Source organism: Anaerococcus sp. NML200537 (assembly GCF_026131715.1).
Taxonomy (GTDB): Bacteria; Bacillota; Clostridia; order Tissierellales; family Peptoniphilaceae; genus Anaerococcus; species Anaerococcus kampingae.
Genome location: NZ_JAMXSL010000040.1, coordinates 1 through 17,870, shown reverse-complemented (window position 1 = coordinate 17,870; position 17,870 = coordinate 1). Strand labels below are relative to the sequence as shown.

18 protein-coding genes and 1 pseudogene are annotated in these 17,870 nt (G+C 36.1%); 2 read left to right on the top strand and 17 right to left on the bottom strand.

Annotation, left to right across the window (positions count from 1 at the left end; genetic code table 11):
* Window positions 1-45 precede the first annotated feature (45 nt).
* From rpsR to rpsF, 3 genes are read right to left on the bottom strand one after another with little or no spacing between them, the layout of a single operon-like run.
* Window positions 46-273, bottom strand: a complete 228-nt coding sequence (rpsR, locus tag NH288_RS09820; RefSeq protein ID WP_106459876.1) for a 30S ribosomal protein S18 — start codon at window positions 271-273, stop codon at window positions 46-48.
* A gap of 21 nt (window positions 274-294) precedes the next feature.
* The gene (locus NH288_RS09815; protein WP_265215003.1) at window positions 295-837 is read right to left on the bottom strand and encodes a single-stranded DNA-binding protein; all 543 of its coding nucleotides are present in this window, start codon (window positions 835-837) and stop codon (window positions 295-297) included.
* A gap of 1 nt (window position 838) precedes the next feature.
* The gene (gene rpsF, locus NH288_RS09810; protein ID WP_106459874.1) at window positions 839-1,123 is read right to left on the bottom strand and encodes a 30S ribosomal protein S6; all 285 of its coding nucleotides are present in this window, start codon (window positions 1,121-1,123) and stop codon (window positions 839-841) included.
* A gap of 158 nt (window positions 1,124-1,281) precedes the next feature.
* Here rpsF and NH288_RS09805 point away from each other — a divergent pair, with 158 nt between their 5' ends.
* Window positions 1,282-2,031, top strand: coding sequence for an SDR family NAD(P)-dependent oxidoreductase (locus NH288_RS09805; RefSeq protein ID WP_265215000.1), 750 nt, complete (start codon window positions 1,282-1,284; stop codon window positions 2,029-2,031).
* 86 nt (window positions 2,032-2,117) lie between these two features.
* Here the strand turns inward: NH288_RS09805 and NH288_RS09800 are convergent, their stop codons facing one another.
* The 7 genes from NH288_RS09800 to NH288_RS09770 all read right to left on the bottom strand — a co-directional run bounded on the left by NH288_RS09800 (window position 2,118) and on the right by NH288_RS09770 (window position 7,664).
* On the bottom strand, window positions 2,118-2,279 hold the full coding sequence (locus tag NH288_RS09800; RefSeq protein ID WP_158698362.1) for a hypothetical protein: 162 nt from the start codon (window positions 2,277-2,279) through the stop codon (window positions 2,118-2,120).
* 8 nt (window positions 2,280-2,287) lie between these two features.
* On the bottom strand, window positions 2,288-3,028 hold the full coding sequence (locus NH288_RS09795) for a cation:proton antiporter (protein ID WP_265214998.1): 741 nt from the start codon (window positions 3,026-3,028) through the stop codon (window positions 2,288-2,290).
* Between the two features lie 147 nt (window positions 3,029-3,175).
* A complete protein-coding gene (locus NH288_RS09790) occupies window positions 3,176-4,108 on the bottom strand; it encodes a P1 family peptidase (protein WP_265214996.1) in 933 nt (310 codons plus the stop codon).
* Entirely contained in the window at window positions 4,108-4,785 is a 678-nt protein-coding gene (locus NH288_RS09785) for a hydrolase (RefSeq protein ID WP_265214994.1), read from the bottom strand. The genes NH288_RS09790 and NH288_RS09785 overlap by 1 nt, the downstream gene beginning before the upstream one ends.
* A gap of 4 nt (window positions 4,786-4,789) precedes the next feature.
* The gene (locus tag NH288_RS09780; RefSeq protein WP_265214992.1) at window positions 4,790-5,950 is read right to left on the bottom strand and encodes a nucleotide sugar dehydrogenase; all 1,161 of its coding nucleotides are present in this window, start codon (window positions 5,948-5,950) and stop codon (window positions 4,790-4,792) included.
* A 64-nt stretch (window positions 5,951-6,014) separates the two neighbouring features.
* Complete coding sequence (locus tag NH288_RS09775; protein ID WP_265214990.1) at window positions 6,015-7,022, bottom strand: alpha-glucosidase C-terminal domain-containing protein; 1,008 nt, start codon at window positions 7,020-7,022, stop codon at window positions 6,015-6,017.
* A 24-nt stretch (window positions 7,023-7,046) separates the two neighbouring features.
* Window positions 7,047-7,664, bottom strand: a complete 618-nt coding sequence (locus NH288_RS09770) for a class I SAM-dependent methyltransferase (RefSeq protein WP_265214988.1) — start codon at window positions 7,662-7,664, stop codon at window positions 7,047-7,049.
* Window positions 7,665-7,769: 105 nt separating this feature from the next.
* Between NH288_RS09770 and NH288_RS09765 the strand changes: the two genes are divergently transcribed.
* Complete coding sequence (locus tag NH288_RS09765; RefSeq protein WP_265214987.1) at window positions 7,770-10,481, top strand: ATP-binding cassette domain-containing protein; 2,712 nt, start codon at window positions 7,770-7,772, stop codon at window positions 10,479-10,481.
* 63 nt (window positions 10,482-10,544) lie between these two features.
* On the opposite strand, the gene NH288_RS09760 is transcribed toward NH288_RS09765, so the two are convergent.
* The 7 genes and pseudogenes from NH288_RS09760 to tuf all read right to left on the bottom strand — a co-directional run.
* Window positions 10,545-11,882, bottom strand: coding sequence for a hypothetical protein (locus NH288_RS09760; RefSeq protein WP_265214985.1), 1,338 nt, complete (start codon window positions 11,880-11,882; stop codon window positions 10,545-10,547).
* Between the two features lie 64 nt (window positions 11,883-11,946).
* Complete coding sequence (locus NH288_RS09755) at window positions 11,947-12,747, bottom strand: putative ABC transporter permease (RefSeq protein WP_265215005.1); 801 nt, start codon at window positions 12,745-12,747, stop codon at window positions 11,947-11,949.
* Between the two features lie 141 nt (window positions 12,748-12,888).
* Window positions 12,889-13,623, bottom strand: coding sequence for a carbon-nitrogen hydrolase family protein (locus NH288_RS09750; RefSeq protein WP_265214983.1), 735 nt, complete (start codon window positions 13,621-13,623; stop codon window positions 12,889-12,891).
* 148 nt (window positions 13,624-13,771) lie between these two features.
* Window positions 13,772-14,443, bottom strand: a complete 672-nt coding sequence (locus NH288_RS09745; protein ID WP_265214981.1) for a Crp/Fnr family transcriptional regulator — start codon at window positions 14,441-14,443, stop codon at window positions 13,772-13,774.
* A gap of 9 nt (window positions 14,444-14,452) precedes the next feature.
* Window positions 14,453-15,169, bottom strand: coding sequence for a pyruvate formate-lyase-activating protein (gene pflA / locus NH288_RS09740; RefSeq protein ID WP_265214980.1), 717 nt, complete (start codon window positions 15,167-15,169; stop codon window positions 14,453-14,455).
* A gap of 129 nt (window positions 15,170-15,298) precedes the next feature.
* A complete protein-coding gene (gene pflB / locus NH288_RS09735) occupies window positions 15,299-17,554 on the bottom strand; it encodes a formate C-acetyltransferase (protein ID WP_265214978.1) in 2,256 nt (751 codons plus the stop codon).
* A gap of 176 nt (window positions 17,555-17,730) precedes the next feature.
* A pseudogene (gene tuf / locus NH288_RS09730) lies at window positions 17,731-17,870 on the bottom strand (elongation factor Tu); the annotation flags it as partial.

Below are 17,870 nucleotides of genomic sequence, written 5' to 3'. Positions count from 1 at the left end.
CCCCTTCTAATTGCTTATTGAAATTTATATATTTTTTTATTATTCTTATTGTTCTTCGTAAGGCAATAAAGCTACTTGTCTAGCTCTTTTGATTGCTCTTGTTATTTCTCTTTGGTGTTTAGCGTTAAGACCTGTAACTCTTCTTGGAAGAATCTTACCTCTGTCAGTAATAAATCTTTTTAGAGTTTCAATATCTTTGTAATCTATTACTTTAGATGGGTCTTTAACAAATGGATCAACCTTTTTTCTTGGTTTAAATCTTCTTACTGCCATTGTTATTCCTTTCTCTATAATCTAGAAGGGAATTCTACCATCGTCTTGGATTTCAGTAAAGTCATCATCAAAAAAGTCATCATTGCCGCCAAAGTTATTTGAGCCTTGGTTTTGTTGATTGTAATTTTGATTTTGGTAGTTGTTAGTTTGAGAATAATTGTTATTATAGGTATCTTGGTTGTCACCTGGGAAAGATCCGCTATTACCTGACCTTTGACCGTCATTTCTTGAGCCTAAAAACTCAACATTATCAGCAACAACATCTGTTGTATAAACAGTCTTACCTGTTTCTCTATCTTGGTAGCTTCCTGTTTGAATCCTACCTTCTACTGCACATTGACTTCCTTTGCTGAGGTATTTAGAGGCATTTTCGCCTTGTCTACCCCAAACTGTGATTCTTGGAAAATCCGCTGTTTGACGATTAGATGCTTCCGCTTCTTCTCTTCTTTCTCTGCTTAATCTTCTATCAATAGCTAAATTGAATGTACAAACCGCTTGGTTTGATTGTGTGTACCTTAACTCTGGGTCCCTTGTTAGGCGACCTATCAGTATAACCTTATTCAAATTAGTCCTCTTTTCTTATAACCATGTATCTAAGAATTGAATCAGATAGTCTTAATCTTCTTTCGAATTCTTTGATGTGATCTGGTTCAGCTTTGAAGTCTACGATATAGTAGTAACCATCTTTAAGATCGTTAATCTCATATGCTAGTCTTCTCTTTCCCCAATCATCAACTGATACAACTTCGCCATTTTCTTCGATATGACCTTTAAATCTATCAAGAAGAGCTACTCTGTCAGCATCAGCTAAGTCAGTTTTGAAAATCAATACTGCTTCATATATATTCATATTTTCACCTCCCTATGGACTATTGACCCCGTTTATACTACGGAGTAGAGAATTCCTAGTAATAATACTCCTATAGCATCCTTATGTCAAATAATATCTTTAAGGATATTTATTTTCTAAAAGGGGTAAGTATTAATTAAGAAATAAAGGAGGCAAATATGAAATTATTAGAAGGAAAAGTTGCAATCATAACTGGCTCATCAAGAGGTATTGGTTATGCCGTTGCAGAAAAATTTTTAGATAATGGAGCAAAAGTTGCTGTTCTTGGTTCAAGAGAAGAATCAGCTAACAAGGCTCTTGCGAACTTAAGGGAAAAATATGATCAAGAAAATTTTAAGGGTTACTGGCCAAAGCTTACAGATGAAGAAAGTGTAAAAGAATTTGTAGAAAAAGTCCTAAGTGACTTCGGCAAGGTTGATATCCTAGTAAACTGTGCAGGAGTTTCAGATAATATCCCAAGCCTTGACGCTGACCTTGCCCATTTTGCCAATATAATGAATATAAATGTAAATGGAACCTACAATATGATTCACAAGATCCTGCCTCATTTCATAGAGAAAATGGGCGGGGTAATTGTAAACTTCTCATCAATGGTAAGTAAAAATGGCCAACAACTAGGTGTTGCTTATCCGACAAGTAAATTTGCCATAAATGGCCTAACTATATCCCTTGCTAGAGAACTAGGTCCTTATGGAATTAGAGTAAATGCCATTGCTCCTGGTGTTACAAACACAGACATGGTCAAAGTCCTTCCTAAAGAACAAATCGAACCTGTCAAACAAATGATTCCACTAAAAAGGATTGGCGAGCCAGAAGATGTTGCAAATGCAGTCTTATTTTTAGCAAGCGATATGGCTTCCTATGTATCAGGAGAAATCCTCTACTGTGACGGGGCAACCTTTATGTAAAGTATATATAAAAAATTCCTAAATCCATTCTCGGATTAGGAATTTTTTATTTGGGCAAGAAAAAAGAGGTCCAGGCCTCTTAATCTTTATATTCCAACGACATCTCCCACATCTATAGAAAACATCAGGCCTACTCCAGGCTGGTTCATATCACCTAGGACTTCCTTAACAGCATCCTTGGTCGCCCTTAAGTCTTCGTCATCTACTAGTGTAAAAATTGTCTTATTATAAGGTCTATTATTATCCATAACCGACCTTAAAACGCCACCAAAAGTGGTGAAAGCTTGAAGAAATTTGCAAGACCAGTTGATAATAAAATTACTGTAATAATTGCCGAAAGCTCATCATCCTTTGACCTAACTTTCTTAATTAAATAGGTAAATACTAAGCCAATTAAAAGTCCTAATAAAAATGACAGGGCAATTTCTATCAGCGGACTAAGTATCATCATAGGTATTGATAAGCTCTTTTCTCCAATGGCAAATTTGGCCAAGGACATAGAAACTCCAAAGCTTATAATTCCAAGGACATCATCAAGGGCTGCAACTGGTAAAATTGTCTTGGTAAGTGGCCCATAGGCTCTAAATTGCCTAATAACCATCATTGTCCCTGCTGGAGCAGTAGCTGCTGACATAGAAGCTATGATAATTGAAAAAACAAAGGACTTGTCCAAAATAAAATACATGACTGAAAATACTAAAATCAAGACCCCAAGGACCTCAAAAACAGTGATTACAAAGACGTCCTTGCCAAGCTTTTTCAAATCTTCTAGCCTAAACTCACTTCCAATCGAAAAGGCAATAATTCCTAGGGCAAACTCATTTACAAAGTCGACCATAGGCTGGTTAGCCTCACTTAAAACATTTAAAAATGAAGGTCCTAATAACAAACCAGCCACTATATAACCTGTGACATTTGGCAATTTAAACCTTCGTGAAATCTTGCCTCCAATAATTCCCAAAAAAATCATCAGGGCTAATTTAATCTGAATATCCAATAAAATCCTCCTCCATCCTTATTTCATAATTTTATAAGATATATTATAATACATATATATTATACTATTTAAGTAAATATAAGCTAATCTTGTCAATTTATACGCAAAGAAAAAGACTAGGATTTCCTAGCCTTTTGAATATCAGAATTAATTTTCAATTTCTACTAAGCTATAAATAGCATTGGCAATGGCTTTGCTCATGACATCAGCTGCCAAGGCGCCAACCAGGTTAATATCTGCCTTGATTTTATTGGTAGCTAAGGAGAATATTGTATCCCCATCCATCATTGTGTGGACTGGATTAATCGATCTAGCATAGCCATCATGGGCCATGCCGGCAATTTTTGTAAGCTCAGTCTTAGTAAAGGTCGCATTGGTTGCTACTGCCCCAATTGTTGTGTTAGTTGGCTTGATATCAGCAAAAGATCCTAGGATTTGGTCTAGGTAATCCATGGTTTTTACCATCTTGCCATCTATAGTTGGTCCTGCGATTTGAAGGCCCTTATGGTAGTCATAGATATCTCCAAAGGCATTTACAGCAACGATTGCAGATACAACTAGGTCACCCCTTTTTATTGAAGCTTGGCCAAGACCTGATTTCATCAAATGGTCTGGACCAAGGCCCTTGGCAACTGTTGCTCCAGTCCCTGCTCCAACTAGTCCCTGGCTCTTATCTTCATAGTTTGCATTTTCATAAGCCTTTTGAGTCATGGCTTTGTTTGGTCTTGCCTTAGAACTTTTATAGGCTAGGTCAAATAAAACCGCCTGGCTAATTATTGGCACGACTCCCACACCTACATTAAAACCAATCCCTTCATTTTCAAGGATTTTCATCAAAGCCGAGGAAGCCTCAAGTCCATAGGCAGACCCTCCTGAAAGGATAAGGCCGCTTAGCTCTGAAACTTGGTTTAGAGGATTTAATAGGTCAGTCTCTCTAGTGCCTGGCGCCCCTCCCCTTACATCAACTCCTGCGGTATTACCTGGATCTGGAAGGATTATGCTTAGGCCTGTTCCTCCCTCTAAGTCTTGGGCGTGACCTAATTTTATATTTCCAACATCAGTAAAATATCCACCATACATTAGATATCCTCGTTTCTATACTTATCCATCATTGACCCAAAGACATCTGATGATGAAGGTGGGGTGTAGGAAATAGCATTTGCCCCTGCATCGATGGTCTCTAGGATGGATTTGCCGTCCTTACCACCAGTGGCAATTATAGGGAACTTATCTCCAATATCAGCCCTAATGTGGGCAACTAAATCTGCTGTATACTTGCCCCCTGATACATTTAAAATCTCTGCTCCTGCCGCAATTTTTGCCTTGTAATCATCCTTAAGCGAGGTCACAGTGGCTATGACTGGTATGTCTACAAATTTAGAAATCTCTTCTATATCTTCGTGAGGAATTGGCCCATTTACTACCACTCCATAGGCTCCTGCAAGCTCAGCATAATAGGCTATCGCCCTTGACCTTGGTCCTTGAGTTGTTCCCCCACCCACTCCTATAAAGCAAGGCACGCTTGCAATTGAAATTATAGATTCTGTTATAGAATTAAGGGGTGTGTATGGATATACTGCCATAATTGAGTCGGCATTTGAGTTTCTGATTATAGCAAGGTCTGTCGTAAATAGCAGAGATTTAATTCTCTTATCAAAAATCTTGATCCCGCTTGCCTTATAAATTTCTTCTGGTACTGATATAAATGATTTTCTAAGTTTGGAATGTACCTCGGGTACGAATTTTTTATCTGTCATAATATTAATCCCTGTTAAATAAATCTCTAGTGTAGACCCTTTCTCTTACATCTATAAGCTCGTCTTCAAGCCTATTTGCTAAGATTAGGTCTGCCTTTTTAAAATCTTTTAAATTATTAACGACCTTCATGCCTTCAAAATCATCGCCGTCAATATTTGGCTCATATATAATTAAATTTGCTCCCTCTTTTTTGAGATTTTCAATCACATCAAAGATAGCAGACTTTCTAAAATTATCTGAACCCTTTTTCATAACCAGCCTATAGATGCCGATTAAGTTTGGCTTCTTATCCATAATGTCCTTGCTTAAATAATCTTTTCTAATGTCATTGGCATCAATAATTGCCTTAAATAAGGCATTTGGTATGCCGGCAAAGTTAGCATAAAGCTGCTTGGTATCCTTTGGCAAGCAATAACCACCATAACCAAAAGATGGGTTATTGTAATGGTCTCCAATCCTTGGATCAGCTGACACACCCCTTATAATATTTTTAGAGTCAAGTCCCTTGGCCAAGCTAAAGGAGTCTAGCTCATTAAAAAAGGCCACCCTTAGGGCAAGGTAAGTATTGGCAAATAGCTTTACAGCCTCAGCCTCGCTTGAGCCCATAAGAATAAGTTCTGGGTCATTTAGGGCTTCTTTCTTATAAAGACTTCCGATTTTCTCTCCAAAGCCCCCTTCATTTGAAACAATAATCCTAGAAGGATTCAAAGAATCGTAAAGTGCCCTGCCCTCTCTTAAAAATTCTGGCGAAAATATTATATTGTCACATCCATATAAGTCATTTATTTTTTTGGTGTAGCCTATTGGTATAGTTGATTTTATAAGAATTGGCAAGTCTTTCCTTATAGCCTTAATCTCCTTTATAGCATCGTCTAAGAAAGATGTGTCAAAATAAGATTCCTCCTCATCATAATTTGTAGGAAGAGCAAGGATTACTAGGTCGCTGTCCTTAAAATCATCTACTCCACTAGTCTTTGCCACTAGATTTAATTCTTTGTTCTTAAGATAGTTTTCTATGTAATCATCCTTAATTGGTGATATATTGTTATTGATAAGGTCAACTTTTTCTTTACTTATATCTACCCCAACCACCTCTTCTGATTGAGCTAGCAAAATAGCATTTGAAAGGCCCACATAGCCCATGCCAAGTACAACAATTTTCATATTTCCTCCTGATGTCTCCTGACTTATCTATATTTGATTTTACAATATTTAGCGACTTTTACAATTATTTAGACCTTATAAAAGCGACTGCTTCGTAGGGCCTTAAGAGGATATTTCTATAGAGACTCCTTGATGTATAAGAACCTAGCAAATATTTATATTCTTTGTAATCCATAACCTGGTAGCCTATATCAATTAAGACTTCATTTTGGCCCCTATTTGCTAAGAATAAAATCTTTTCGTCATCTTGCTGCCTAATAAAGGCTATAATTTCAGATTCTTTTGGGAGAATTTTCCTAAGGCCTCTTACCCTAGCGATTTTGCTTTTAAGATCAAATAGCTTTCGTAAAAATATCACATCATCAAAATCTAAATCACTCTCATTTACATAAAGGCTAGATTTCAGGAAAAATAAGGTCATGTAAATCATCCTCTTTGCATAGATTGGATAATTTCTAAAATTAATTCCTTGCTTCCAGAAATTTGAATAAGTCAAACAAAGTCCCGACCCAGTTTCCCAAAAATTTAAACTAAGCTTTAGTAAATCTCTTACTTGCCCTTCATAGCCAATTAGGCTTAGGCCAGGAAGCTTGGGATTTGATAAGGGCCTGATATCAAGACTTTGGTTTTTGAAAGTCCCCAAGCTTATAATTTCCTTGTTAAAAAAGGTATTTTTATTAAGCTCTCTTACAGCTTCAAAAAGGCCCAAACTAGAACTTTTTAGATTTTCCAGGCCTTCTACATTAAAAAATGAAATCCCATGCTTAATTAAATATTCAATAAAATGATAAAGGCTTTTTCTAATTTTCGGATCAGAAAAATCAATGGCTGAAGCAGGTTTAGAAAGTAAAGCTGCCATCAAATCCTTAAGGTCAAAGCCTAGGCCGAGCCCCAGACCTTGCTTATTATAATAATCATTAAGATTAAAAAGTTCTTTTATCCTTGCCTCATTGAGGTCATCAGAGAGCCTTATAATTATAAAATCAGCACCCAAAGACTTATAAAACCTTGTATTTACTTGTAATTTCTTAAAATCTTTTAGGTCAGTCCCTATAATTATAATTTCGCCCATATCATCTTTCTATTTTTCTTAAATTTATTTAACAAGAGTCAAAAGACCTGCGCAAAAGGAAAATTTTTCAAAGTTTATATCAGGAAAGGATTTTTTTATTTCATCATATACAAAATAAATCTCATCATCATCCCAATATTTTTCCGCTTCTCTCTTGCAAGCTTCCAAATCCCTACGGCTTTCAAAGGCCACATCACCAATATATATTTTTCCGCCATCATTAAGGAGAGTAAGTAAAAACTTTATGAGGACTACTTTCTCCTTATCATCCAAATGGTGGAGGGAATATGTTCCAACAATGGCATCATATTTTTTATCAATCAAACCACTAGCTAGGCCATCAGCAAGATTTCCCAAGTATAAATTTGCTTTTGGCATCTTTTCTTGAGCTAGCTTTAGCATCTCTTCTGAAAAATCTTGACCGAAAATTTCAAGACCCTGGTCATATAAGGCCTTAGCTAACCTTCCTGTGCCAAAGCCCAGGTCTAATACTCTATGAGCTTTAGAATTTAAAATCCTCTTATAAATCTCATTTATAATTTCCTTATAACCGGCAAAGGGATAGGACTTTTCATCATCAGTTTCTTCTACTGTCTGATCATAAGTTCCTGCCCATAAGTCAAAGCCTTTATTATCTAGCATTGTCTCCTCCAAGATTAAAACTCACTTATTATAAGTACTTTTTGCTTAGATTATACTCCTTTGCATAAGTTTGAAAAAATGTATAATAGACCAGAAAGGAAAAATATGTTAAAACTTAAAAATATATCAAAAATTTATCACACTCAAGGCTTTTCACAAAAGGCCCTTGATGGTGTATCTATTTCTTTTAGAGAAAATGAATTTGTTTCAATCTTAGGCCAGTCTGGAGGCGGCAAGACTACCCTCCTTAATATAATTGGCGGTCTTATGCGTTATGATGAAGGTGATCTTATTATAGACGGAAGATCAACTAAGAAATTTACCGACAAGGATTGGGATTTTTATAGGAATGTTAGAATAGGTTTTATTTTCCAATCCTATAACCTTATTTCCCACCAAACGGTCCTTGATAATGTAATTCTTTCCCTTACCCTATCTAATAAGGATACGGGTAATATGAAGGATAAGGCCATCAAAGCCCTAGAAAGAGTTGGCTTAAAAGACCATATTTATAAGAAGCCCTCAGAGCTTTCCGGTGGACAGATGCAACGTGTCGCCATTGCCAGGGCCCTAGTAAATGACCCACAAATCCTTCTGGCTGATGAGCCTACAGGTGCCCTTGATAGCGAAACATCCCTTGCTATCATGGACCTTTTAAAGGAAATTGCTAAGGATAAGCTTGTAATCATGGTAACCCACAACCAGTCCCTTGCCGAAGAGTATTCAACAAGAATAATCGGTATCAAAGATGGTCAAATTATATCAGATTCAAATCCTTACGAGGATACTGATACATCTGATAATTTCAAGATTTCTAAGATTGCCCTTAAGCTTAGGACAGCCCTAGGTCTTTCCTTTAATAATCTTTTAAATAAAAAAGCCAGGACTCTCCTTACAGCCTTTGCTGGGTCAATCGGGATAATAGGGGTTGCTCTAATCTTATCCATTTCAAATGGTGCAAGCGAATTTATCGAAGAAAACCAGAAAAATGCCCTCAAATCCTATCCTATAGAAATTGAGAAAAGCTCAGTCGACTTAGCTTCCCTTGGCCAAATGGGAGAAGATAAAAATAAAAACACAGATCAAAGCAAGGTCGCATCAAATGACATAGGCCTTAAAAATAGGTCCAAGCTTTCTGGCAGCGGCTTAGAAAATGACCTTGAGAAATTCAAGTTATATTTAGAGGCTAATGACCAAAAATTATCTAATGAAGTCGGAAATAACTTTATCTCCTACACCTACGATGGCAAATTTGACATCTTCACCAAGGACCCAAAGGGTGAACTTGTAAATACGGACGGGTCAGATTTTGAAAACGTGAGACCTGCTGGTTTTAGTTTTCCATTTGCCTTTGGAGCTTCTAAGCAAAACCCAAATATATCCCAACTAATTACTACTAAGGATGGACAAATCTCCCCTATGGTCAAGGATGAATACGAGATTGTAGCAGGTCATTGGCCAGAAAATCCTAATGAACTAATACTTTTCACAGACTACAACAATCAGATCCTAAGGTCCAAATTTTATGAATTAGGCTTTCTTCCAAAAAAAGAATATGAAGATATACTAAGAGATTTGGATGATAAGAAAAAAGTTGACATCAAAAAGGTCAGTCTAGATTCAAAAGAAATCCTCGGCAAGGAATATAAAATCCTAAGCCCTTCCGATTATTACGAAAAAGAAGGCAATAACTTTGTATCTATTAAGGAGAATCAGGCAAAAGTAGATGAGAAAATCAAAGACGCCAAGACACTTAAAATCGTAGGCATAGCAAAAAAGACAAAGGACGATGACAATAGGATAATTCAAACTCCCCTAGCCTATACGGAGGGCTTTACCAAGGATATGATTGCCTATGTAAATAATCAGGAGATTATCAAAAAACAAATAGAAAACCAAGATACCAATGTCCTAAACGGCCTAAAATTTAGGGCAGAAAATGACGATGAAAAGATAAAGCAAAGTAAGGACTACCTAAATAATTTAACCGAAACTGACCTTGCAAGGGTCAATGGATGGATTCTTCAAAATAAGGAAGATTTGGTGAAGAAAATGCAAGAGGAAAGCAAAAAACTTGCCATGGCAGGCAAGAGTCTTGCTAGTCCAAATGAGTCTCAGAATAACAGGCAGATGGTAGATTATCTTTTAAAAGAGGATGATAAAAATACCTTCCTTGAAATCTACGATGAGTTTCTAAAAGACTTTTCCTACAAGAAAAACTTGGAAAATTTAGGATATATAGAAGAAAAAAATCCATCAAAGATTTCGATCTATGTAGACAATTTTGAAAATAGGGACAAGGTCAAAGTCTTTATCGACGAATATAACCAAGGAAAAGATATTGAAAATCAAATCTCCTTTACCGACCTAATCGGGATAATTTCAAAGTCTATCACAGATATAATTGGAGCAATTTCATATATACTCATAGCCTTTGTGGGAGTTTCCCTGATAGTTTCATCAATCATGATTGGAATTATCACCTATATCTCAGTATTTGAAAGAACCAAAGAAATTGGAATATTAAGGGCAATCGGTGCTAGCAAAAAAGATATCTACAAGGTCTTTATGGCAGAAACCATGATAATAGGCCTCTTATCAGGTCTCATAGGAGTCGGCCTATCCTATATCTTAAATATCTTTATAACAAGGATAATAGTAAAAATGTCAGGATTTGCTGAAATCGGAGCAAAACTTCCTCTAGAAGCAGCCCTTATCTTAATACTAATCTCAGTGGCCTTAAGCCTAATAGCAGGGCTCATCCCATCAAGGATAGCAGCAAACAAGGACCCAGTGGAAGCCTTATCTGCTGAATAAAAAAGAAGCCAAACCGGTGGTCCCAATCCAAATAAGGGTTGGGCCACTAGCTTAAGCTTCTTTTTATTTGCCTTCTTTAAGAAGGTCAATTTCTTCTTTTAGTTTACTAATCTCTTCTTTAAGATCTGAAATGTCTTCTTTGGCATCTTCTATATCATAATCTTCATTTTCAGCGTCGATTTCTTCTTGTACAGTTTCTTCTGCCTTTTCGAGGATTTCCTTATTATCAATATGAGAAGAGTTTATAAGCTTCTTTAGCCTAAACTCATCATTTTCTGTAAATTCTACATCTTCATCAAGCTTCTTTCTCATATAGTGCTTAATTCCGACTCTTTTTAGGGATTCTTTTTTGATTTCTTGTCTTTCCTTAAAGTAGGCATAGACTAAAAGGCCTATCATAAAGATTCCCACATAGCCGATTATTGGATAAAATATGGAAACTAGCTTCTTAAAGCCTGCAAAAGATAGTATAAAACCTACTAGGGTAAGGCCTATAAGCATTAGCCTAAATCTCTTTTCCTCTCCCTTTGAAAATCTTCTGGCAAGGGCATAAAACAAAGAAATTCCTGTATTAAAAATCATGCCAAAAATTATAAGAGCCATGAAGATTCCAAGATATGGATTGATTTCCTTGATTATTTCAAGCATTGGTATATCAAGACTATAAACATCTTCTATCCTGATAAATAAGGTAAAGGCAATGATTATACCCATGATTCCAGCTATGGCTCCTCCTAAAAGGCCGCCCCTGCCTGCATCTTCGCTTGCAAGTTCATCTCCACCTAGGACAAAGCCCATTGATACCGCTGTCATCAGGCACATACCAAAATAGTTTAAAACTGTAAGGCTAAGGGAGTTAAAATTTGATGGTAGGGTCCTTGCGAAATTATCAAGTTCTTGCCAATTGATATCAGCTGTTGTAAAGGTATAAATTCCTCCAATTAGGCTAAGCACGACAATAAAAGGTGTAAAAGACCCGATTATCTTACTAACCTTATCAAAGTCCATCATGCCGATTATTACAATCATTAAGGCACATATTACCCTACCGACATTTATATTTACTCCAAAGGCCTGGTTAAGGTTAGACCCTGCCCCTGCTATCATTACAAAACCTATTACAAAACAGGTAAATATAAGAGAAAAGTCCATAAATTTCGAAATAACTTGGTTAGTTATTTTGCTAAAAACATCTGAATGGTCTGTTGCTAGATAATGACTTCCTAGGATAAGTAGGACGCCACCTATGAGCATATGTAAAACTGCTACTATAGATATGCCGACCATGCCTGAAATCCCTAAGGATACAAAATATTGCATGAGTTCTTGACCAGATGCAAGTCCTGCTCCGGTCAAGACTCCCACATAGGCAAGCATTATCGTTATTGTTTTCTTATTCATAATTCCTCCACTTAACGATAATACTTGTTTTTGCCTATATTTCAAAGATATTATATATTTAAGTTTATTTCTTATCTATCTTATCAAGCAAATCATCTAATAAGTTAGGGAAGGCCTTAATAATTCTTCTCTCACCCATCTTATCAAATTTATCAATAAGGTCAGCACGAAGCTTAGCTCTCCTTGCTTCTATGTCCTTAAGGTCAGAGCGAACCTTAGCACGCCTTCCTTCAAGTTCTTTGATTTCAGGTCTTTCAGAAATCTCTTCGCCCTTTTCTTTTATAGCCATAGTCCTATCATAGACACGCTTACCGATGTCATCTGATACTTCCCTAATATCCTTACTTGCTGCTTCAAGCTTCTTAAATTTCTTATTTAGGCCAACTAGGGTAAGGATTGTCTGAGCAAGATCTATGGCAAAGATTATAAGTAAGATAAGATTGGTATAAAAAATAAATTTAGGATGCAAGAATGTAAAAAACCTTACAACCATAGGATGGACTGCCTCATATAAGACAAAACAAGCTAGGCCCCAAAGTATTGAAAATTCAAGGCATATGTAGCCGCCAAGATTAAATCGCATACCGGAATAGTCCCACCACTTCTTATGAAAGATTTTCTCAAGTAAAAAGCCTCCAACAAGCTCTAAGGCTGTAGCAATAAAGACAGATCCAAAGAATAAAATTAATTTGTTAGTCTTTGCTATATCTGTCAGAAAATAAATAACTCCCAGGGCTCCAAAACCATAAATTGGGCATAAGGGTCCATTAAGAAAGCCCCTATTGATAAACCTACCCCTGTGTACTCCTTGATAGGCCACCTCCATTATCCAACCGATAAAAGCATAGACAAAAAAATATCCTATATAAAGCGTAATAAAATCATCTCCTTATTTTTTACTATGTTAAATTACTATACCCGCAAATTAAAATTGAGACGAAAAAAGTGCCAAATACAAATTGAAGCAACTAATAAGCCTTGCGATGCTAAACTTGTCTAGTGACAACTATACTTCAACTATTAGAACTCCTTCTTCACCAGCTGGAAGTTCATGCAATATCTTTCCTTCATTAAACAAACAAGCTCCACCTCTTGCTACAATGCCTATATTTTTATCTAGACAATGTGAGTTAACATACAAAATATTACTGCCACATTTTTGAGCTTGCCCAGCATATTCGTATTTCATACTTTCATTCCATTCTTTAGAGTCAAAGTCTGTATAAACCGGCCAAAGAACTATATCAGAATCTAAATTCTTCATTTGAATACAATTTTCTGCATACCAAAGATCACCACACAAACCTACTGAAATAGTCTTCTCTAAGTAAGAGAATTGTCCAAATCCTTCACCTTCTACATAGTGAAAATCTGCAATAGGTTCTTTCCATCCTATAGACACACGTCTAAAATTATCTAATATTTCACCATCCTTAGAGATAGTTAACTGACTACTGTATAATTTATCCTCATCCTTTTCTATATATCCAAATGAAACTGCTACTTTATATTTTTTACACAAAGATCTAATTTCATCTATTATTGATGAATCCTGGCTTACAGCTATATCTATGTCTATTGAATAATCCCAAGTTAGACAATCAAAGCCTTGCAAAAAACTTTCTCCAAAGAGAATCAAATCAGCCTGGTTAGCATGCTTTTTTACCGTTTCTTCAATTTTGTAAAAGTTATAATCTAAATCATTTGTTAGAAAACCCACCGCTGCTAAAGCTATCTTCATAGAAAACTACTCCTTTTATTTTTAAAAGACTCCGAAACCCAGTATTCACTCCCTGAAAGGAAACCTCAATAATCCAACCGATAAAGGCATAGACAAAAAAATATCCTATGTAATAATTCATAAAATCATCTCCCCTCATTTATACAAATTAAGAGGTCATCTTTTCTAGAGCTTCTATATTTGTAATTAAAATCTTGCCCCTGTCAATTATTTTGATAAGACCCCTATCTTCAAAGCTAGAAAGTTTCCTAGATAGGGTCTCCCTTACAACTCCCGAATAAGAGCCAAGTTCCTCACGACTTAAGTGGGATCTAATCAAAACTCCATCCTTTTTGACAACACCTATATCATAGGCCAGATCAAGTAAGAGCTTGGCCACCTTCATATCAGCATTTAGGCCAACCAGCCTATCAATAAGCTCTTCACTCCTCCTAATCCTTCTAAAGGATTGGTTTAAAATCTTAAGTAGGATGTCATTGTTCTTTTTTAAAATATTATCAAAATCAATTTTTGATATAAGAAGGACCCTTGTTTTATCAAGGGCTGTGGCCTCATATAAATAATTCTCATCAGTCAACAGATTGTGGGCCCCTACAAAATCATCCTTTTTATAAGTATATAAAATCTGCTCCCTTCCATCTGTAAGATACATAGAAATTTTTACAAAACCCTCTATGATAACATACATAAAATTAGGCTCATCACCAAAGGAAAATATGACATCTCCCTTCCTATATTCTAAAATCTGAGGTCTAATTCGAAAGTTATTTAGTTCTTTTTCATCAAGATATGACAAAATTTTTATTTCATTTCTATCCATAAAATACTCCTATATGGATTTTATCATATCCCTAGCATATTTTTCAAGGTCCTTAGCCTTATCCTTATCCATAGGCTTCATATTTTTAAGCCTATAGTCCTTGCCCAAGACTTTGTATTTATCAACACCCATGGTATGGTAAGGTAAGATTTCAAACTTATCAATATTCTTCTTGAGGGGAGATATAAATTCGACAAGTCTTTCCATATCATCTTTTGTATCTGTCACAAAAGGCATCATTACATGCCTAATCCAAATCCTGGTAGAAGAGTCTTCTATTAGCTTCATAAATTCGCAAAGAGGCTTTTGGTCAATTCCTGTAAGGGCCTTAAAAAAGTAAGGGTCATAGTGTTTTATATCAAGGATAATGAGGTCAGCTTCCCTTACTATATCCCTATTATATTTTGGATTTCCAATACCTGAAGTGTCAATTGCCACATGGATTCCTTCCTTATGAAGAGCTCTTATGGCATCAAGGACAAATTCTCCACTAAAAAGAGGCTCACCACCTGATAAGGTAACGCCGCCTACATTTTTATAATAAGGTTTCATCCTAAGGGCCATCTTTACCAATTCATCCAGGCTAAATTCCCTACCAAAAGTAGGAGATTGGGTATCAGGATTGTGACAAAAAGCACATCTTAAAGGGCAACCTGATAGGAAAAATACAGTCCTAATCCCAGGTCCATCAACTAGTCCCATTGTTTCTATAGAATGAACTTTCATATAAACTCCTTAAAATTATCCTTATTTAAAATTATTTCTCTTGTATATAGTAAAATGTACTTATCTTATAAAAGAAAAGTCCAAGGGACTCTACTGAGTCCCCCTTACATTTATTTTTAAAATATTTTCCTATCTTGTTTGATGGAAGGTTCTTTCTAGGACTTCTCTCTTTTGCTCATCTGTGAGCCTGTTAAAGTGAACAGCATATCCTGACACTCTGATTGTTAGGTTTGGATATTTATCAGGGTTATGATAGGCATCTAGTAATTTTTCCCTTTGTAGGACGTTAACATTTAGATGGAAGGCGTCTTGTCCAAAGTAGCCATCCATTATATTTACTAGATTTTCTATCCTTACCTCTTCTTCCTTACCTAGGGCATCTGGCACTATAGAGAAGGTATTTGAAATACCATCTTCACATACACATTCGTAAGGAAGCTTAGCTACTGAGTTTAGGCTTGCTAGAGCTCCTGACTCATCCCTACCATGCATTGGGTTTGCACCTGGTGCAAAGGCTTCTCCTGCCTTTCTTCCATCTGGTGTTGATCCAGTTTTCTTACCATACATTACATTTGATGTTATGGTTAAGGCTGATAGGGTTATCTTAGAATTTTTATAGGTTGCGTGTTTTTTAAGCTCATTGCTAAAGTAGGTTAATATTTCTACAGCTATTTCATCTACCCTATCATCATCATTGCCATATTTAGGGAAGTCTCCCTCAGTTTCAAAGTCTACAGCTATTCCATTTTCATCCCTTACTGCTTTAACTTTGGCATATTTTATTGCAGATAGGGAATCAGCTACTATTGAAAGTCCAGCCACTCCTGTCGCAAGATTCCTCTTAACATAGGTGTCATGAAGGGCCATTTGTCCTGCTTCATAGGCGTATTTGTCATGCATAAAGTGGATAACATTTAGGGTTTTAACATAAAGTCCTGCTAATTCTGATAAGACTTTCTTATAATTTGTGAGGACTTGATCATAGTCTAGATATTCACTTGTTATTGGCTCAATATCTTCAAATACTCTTATTAGGCTGCCATCCTTATTCCTTTTCTTTTCATCAACTGCTCCATTTATTGAATATAGCAATGATTTTGCAAGGTTAGCACGGGCTCCGAAAAATTGCATTTCCTTGCCCACTTCCATGGCTGATACACAGCAAGCTATGGCATAGTCATCCCCATACATATTTCTCATTAAGTCATCATTTTCGTATTGGATAGAATCTGTAAGAATTGAAACCTTAGAACAAAACTTCTTCCAACCTTCAGGAAGTTTTTCAGCCCAAAGAATCGTCATGTTTGGTTCTGGTGCAGATCCTAGGTTAATAAGGGTATTTAGGTATCTGAAGGCTGTCTTTGTAACAAGAGTCCTTCCATCTAGACCCATACCACCAATTGATTCTGTTACCCAAGTTGGGTCTCCTCCGAAAACTTCATCATAGTCTGGAGTTCTAAGGTGGCGAACAAGTCTTAGTTTGATAACAAGTTGGTCAATTATTTCTTGGGCACCAAGTTCATCTAGGATTCCCCTGTCCATATCTCTTTTGATATAAATATCTAAGAAACCTGCATTTCTACCAATTGACATGGCAGCCCCATTGTTTTCTTTAACAGCTGCTAGGTAGCCAAAGTATAAAAATTGTGCAGCTTCCCTAGCATCTGTAGCTGGATTTGAAATATCAATACCATATTTAGCCGCCATATTTTTGATCTTGCCAAGGGCTCTTATTTGCTCACTAACTTCTTCCCTAAGTCTTATACTTGCTTCTAGGTTATTTTCGTCAATTTCAATCTTATCTAAGTCTTTTTTCTTCTCTTCAACTAGCCTGTCGATACCATAAAGGGCAACTCTCCTGTAATCGCCGATTATCCTACCACGACCATAGGCATCTGGTAAACCTGTCAAAAGTCCCACAGTTCTTGCCTTTCTCATATCTTTTGTATAGGCATCGAAAACACCCTCATTATGAGTTTTTCTAAATTCTTTAAAATACTTAGCTTGAACAGGATCCATCTCTTGACCATAAGCTTCAAGAGACTGCTCAACCATCCTGTAGCCACCATAAGGGTTAACTATTCTTTTAAGGACTTCATCAGTTTGCAGACCAACTATAACTTCGTTTTCCTTGTCAATATAGCCTGCGTCAAACCCATCTATAGAAGAAAACCTGCTTGTATCTGCATTTCTGTAAGAATCTCTTATTTCTTTATTAATTAATTCTTCTACTTGGTCAAACAGTTTCCTTGTTCTCTCACTCTTTGGAGCTAAAAACTCATCACTTCCCTCATAAGGTGTGTAGTTTTCTTGGATAAAATCACGAACGTTAATTTCATTCTTCCACTTTTGTCCTTTAAATCCATCGTATGCTAATTTTTCCATACTTCCTCCTAATATATTTTTTAAAAGCAATGCTTTTTTATTTTCTGTCTATATTATATATGGAAAAAGTTTTCTTGTATGTGACCTTGGTCACTTGACCAAAAAAAAAAAGACAAGCCCTGAAGCTTGTCTTTTAAAATTTATTGAAATTGTTGTAAATTAATCACCAAATGGGATTATTTAACTATTTTAGAAACAACTCCTGATGCTACTGTTCTACCACCTTCACGAACAGCGAATCTTAGACCTTCTTCTAGAGCGATTGGCTTTTGAAGTGTGATCTTGAATGTTGCGTTGTCTCCTGGCATTACCATTT

Coding starts and splice junctions, on each gene's coding strand:
- rpsF (WP_106459874.1), bottom strand. CDS start 1,123: ATGAATATATATGAAGCAGTATTGATTTTCAAAACTGACTTAGCTGAT.
- NH288_RS09765 (WP_265214987.1), top strand. CDS start 7,770: ATGTTAAAACTTAAAAATATATCAAAAATTTATCACACTCAAGGCTTT.
- NH288_RS09785 (WP_265214994.1), bottom strand. CDS start 4,785: ATGACAGATAAAAAATTCGTACCCGAGGTACATTCCAAACTTAGAAAA.
- NH288_RS09790 (WP_265214996.1), bottom strand. CDS start 4,108: ATGTATGGTGGATATTTTACTGATGTTGGAAATATAAAATTAGGTCAC.
- pflA (WP_265214980.1), bottom strand. CDS start 15,169: ATGAAAGTTCATTCTATAGAAACAATGGGACTAGTTGATGGACCTGGG.
- NH288_RS09745 (WP_265214981.1), bottom strand. CDS start 14,443: ATGGATAGAAATGAAATAAAAATTTTGTCATATCTTGATGAAAAAGAA.
- NH288_RS09805 (WP_265215000.1), top strand. CDS start 1,282: ATGAAATTATTAGAAGGAAAAGTTGCAATCATAACTGGCTCATCAAGA.
- NH288_RS09750 (WP_265214983.1), bottom strand. CDS start 13,623: ATGAAGATAGCTTTAGCAGCGGTGGGTTTTCTAACAAATGATTTAGAT.
- NH288_RS09770 (WP_265214988.1), bottom strand. CDS start 7,664: ATGCTAGATAATAAAGGCTTTGACTTATGGGCAGGAACTTATGATCAG.
- NH288_RS09780 (WP_265214992.1), bottom strand. CDS start 5,950: ATGAAAATTGTTGTACTTGGCATGGGCTATGTGGGCCTTTCAAATGCT.
- rpsR (WP_106459876.1), bottom strand. CDS start 273: ATGGCAGTAAGAAGATTTAAACCAAGAAAAAAGGTTGATCCATTTGTT.
- NH288_RS09800 (WP_158698362.1), bottom strand. CDS start 2,279: ATGGATAATAATAGACCTTATAATAAGACAATTTTTACACTAGTAGAT.
- NH288_RS09760 (WP_265214985.1), bottom strand. CDS start 11,882: ATGAATAAGAAAACAATAACGATAATGCTTGCCTATGTGGGAGTCTTG.
- NH288_RS09775 (WP_265214990.1), bottom strand. CDS start 7,022: ATGGGCGAAATTATAATTATAGGGACTGACCTAAAAGATTTTAAGAAA.
- pflB (WP_265214978.1), bottom strand. CDS start 17,554: ATGGAAAAATTAGCATACGATGGATTTAAAGGACAAAAGTGGAAGAAT.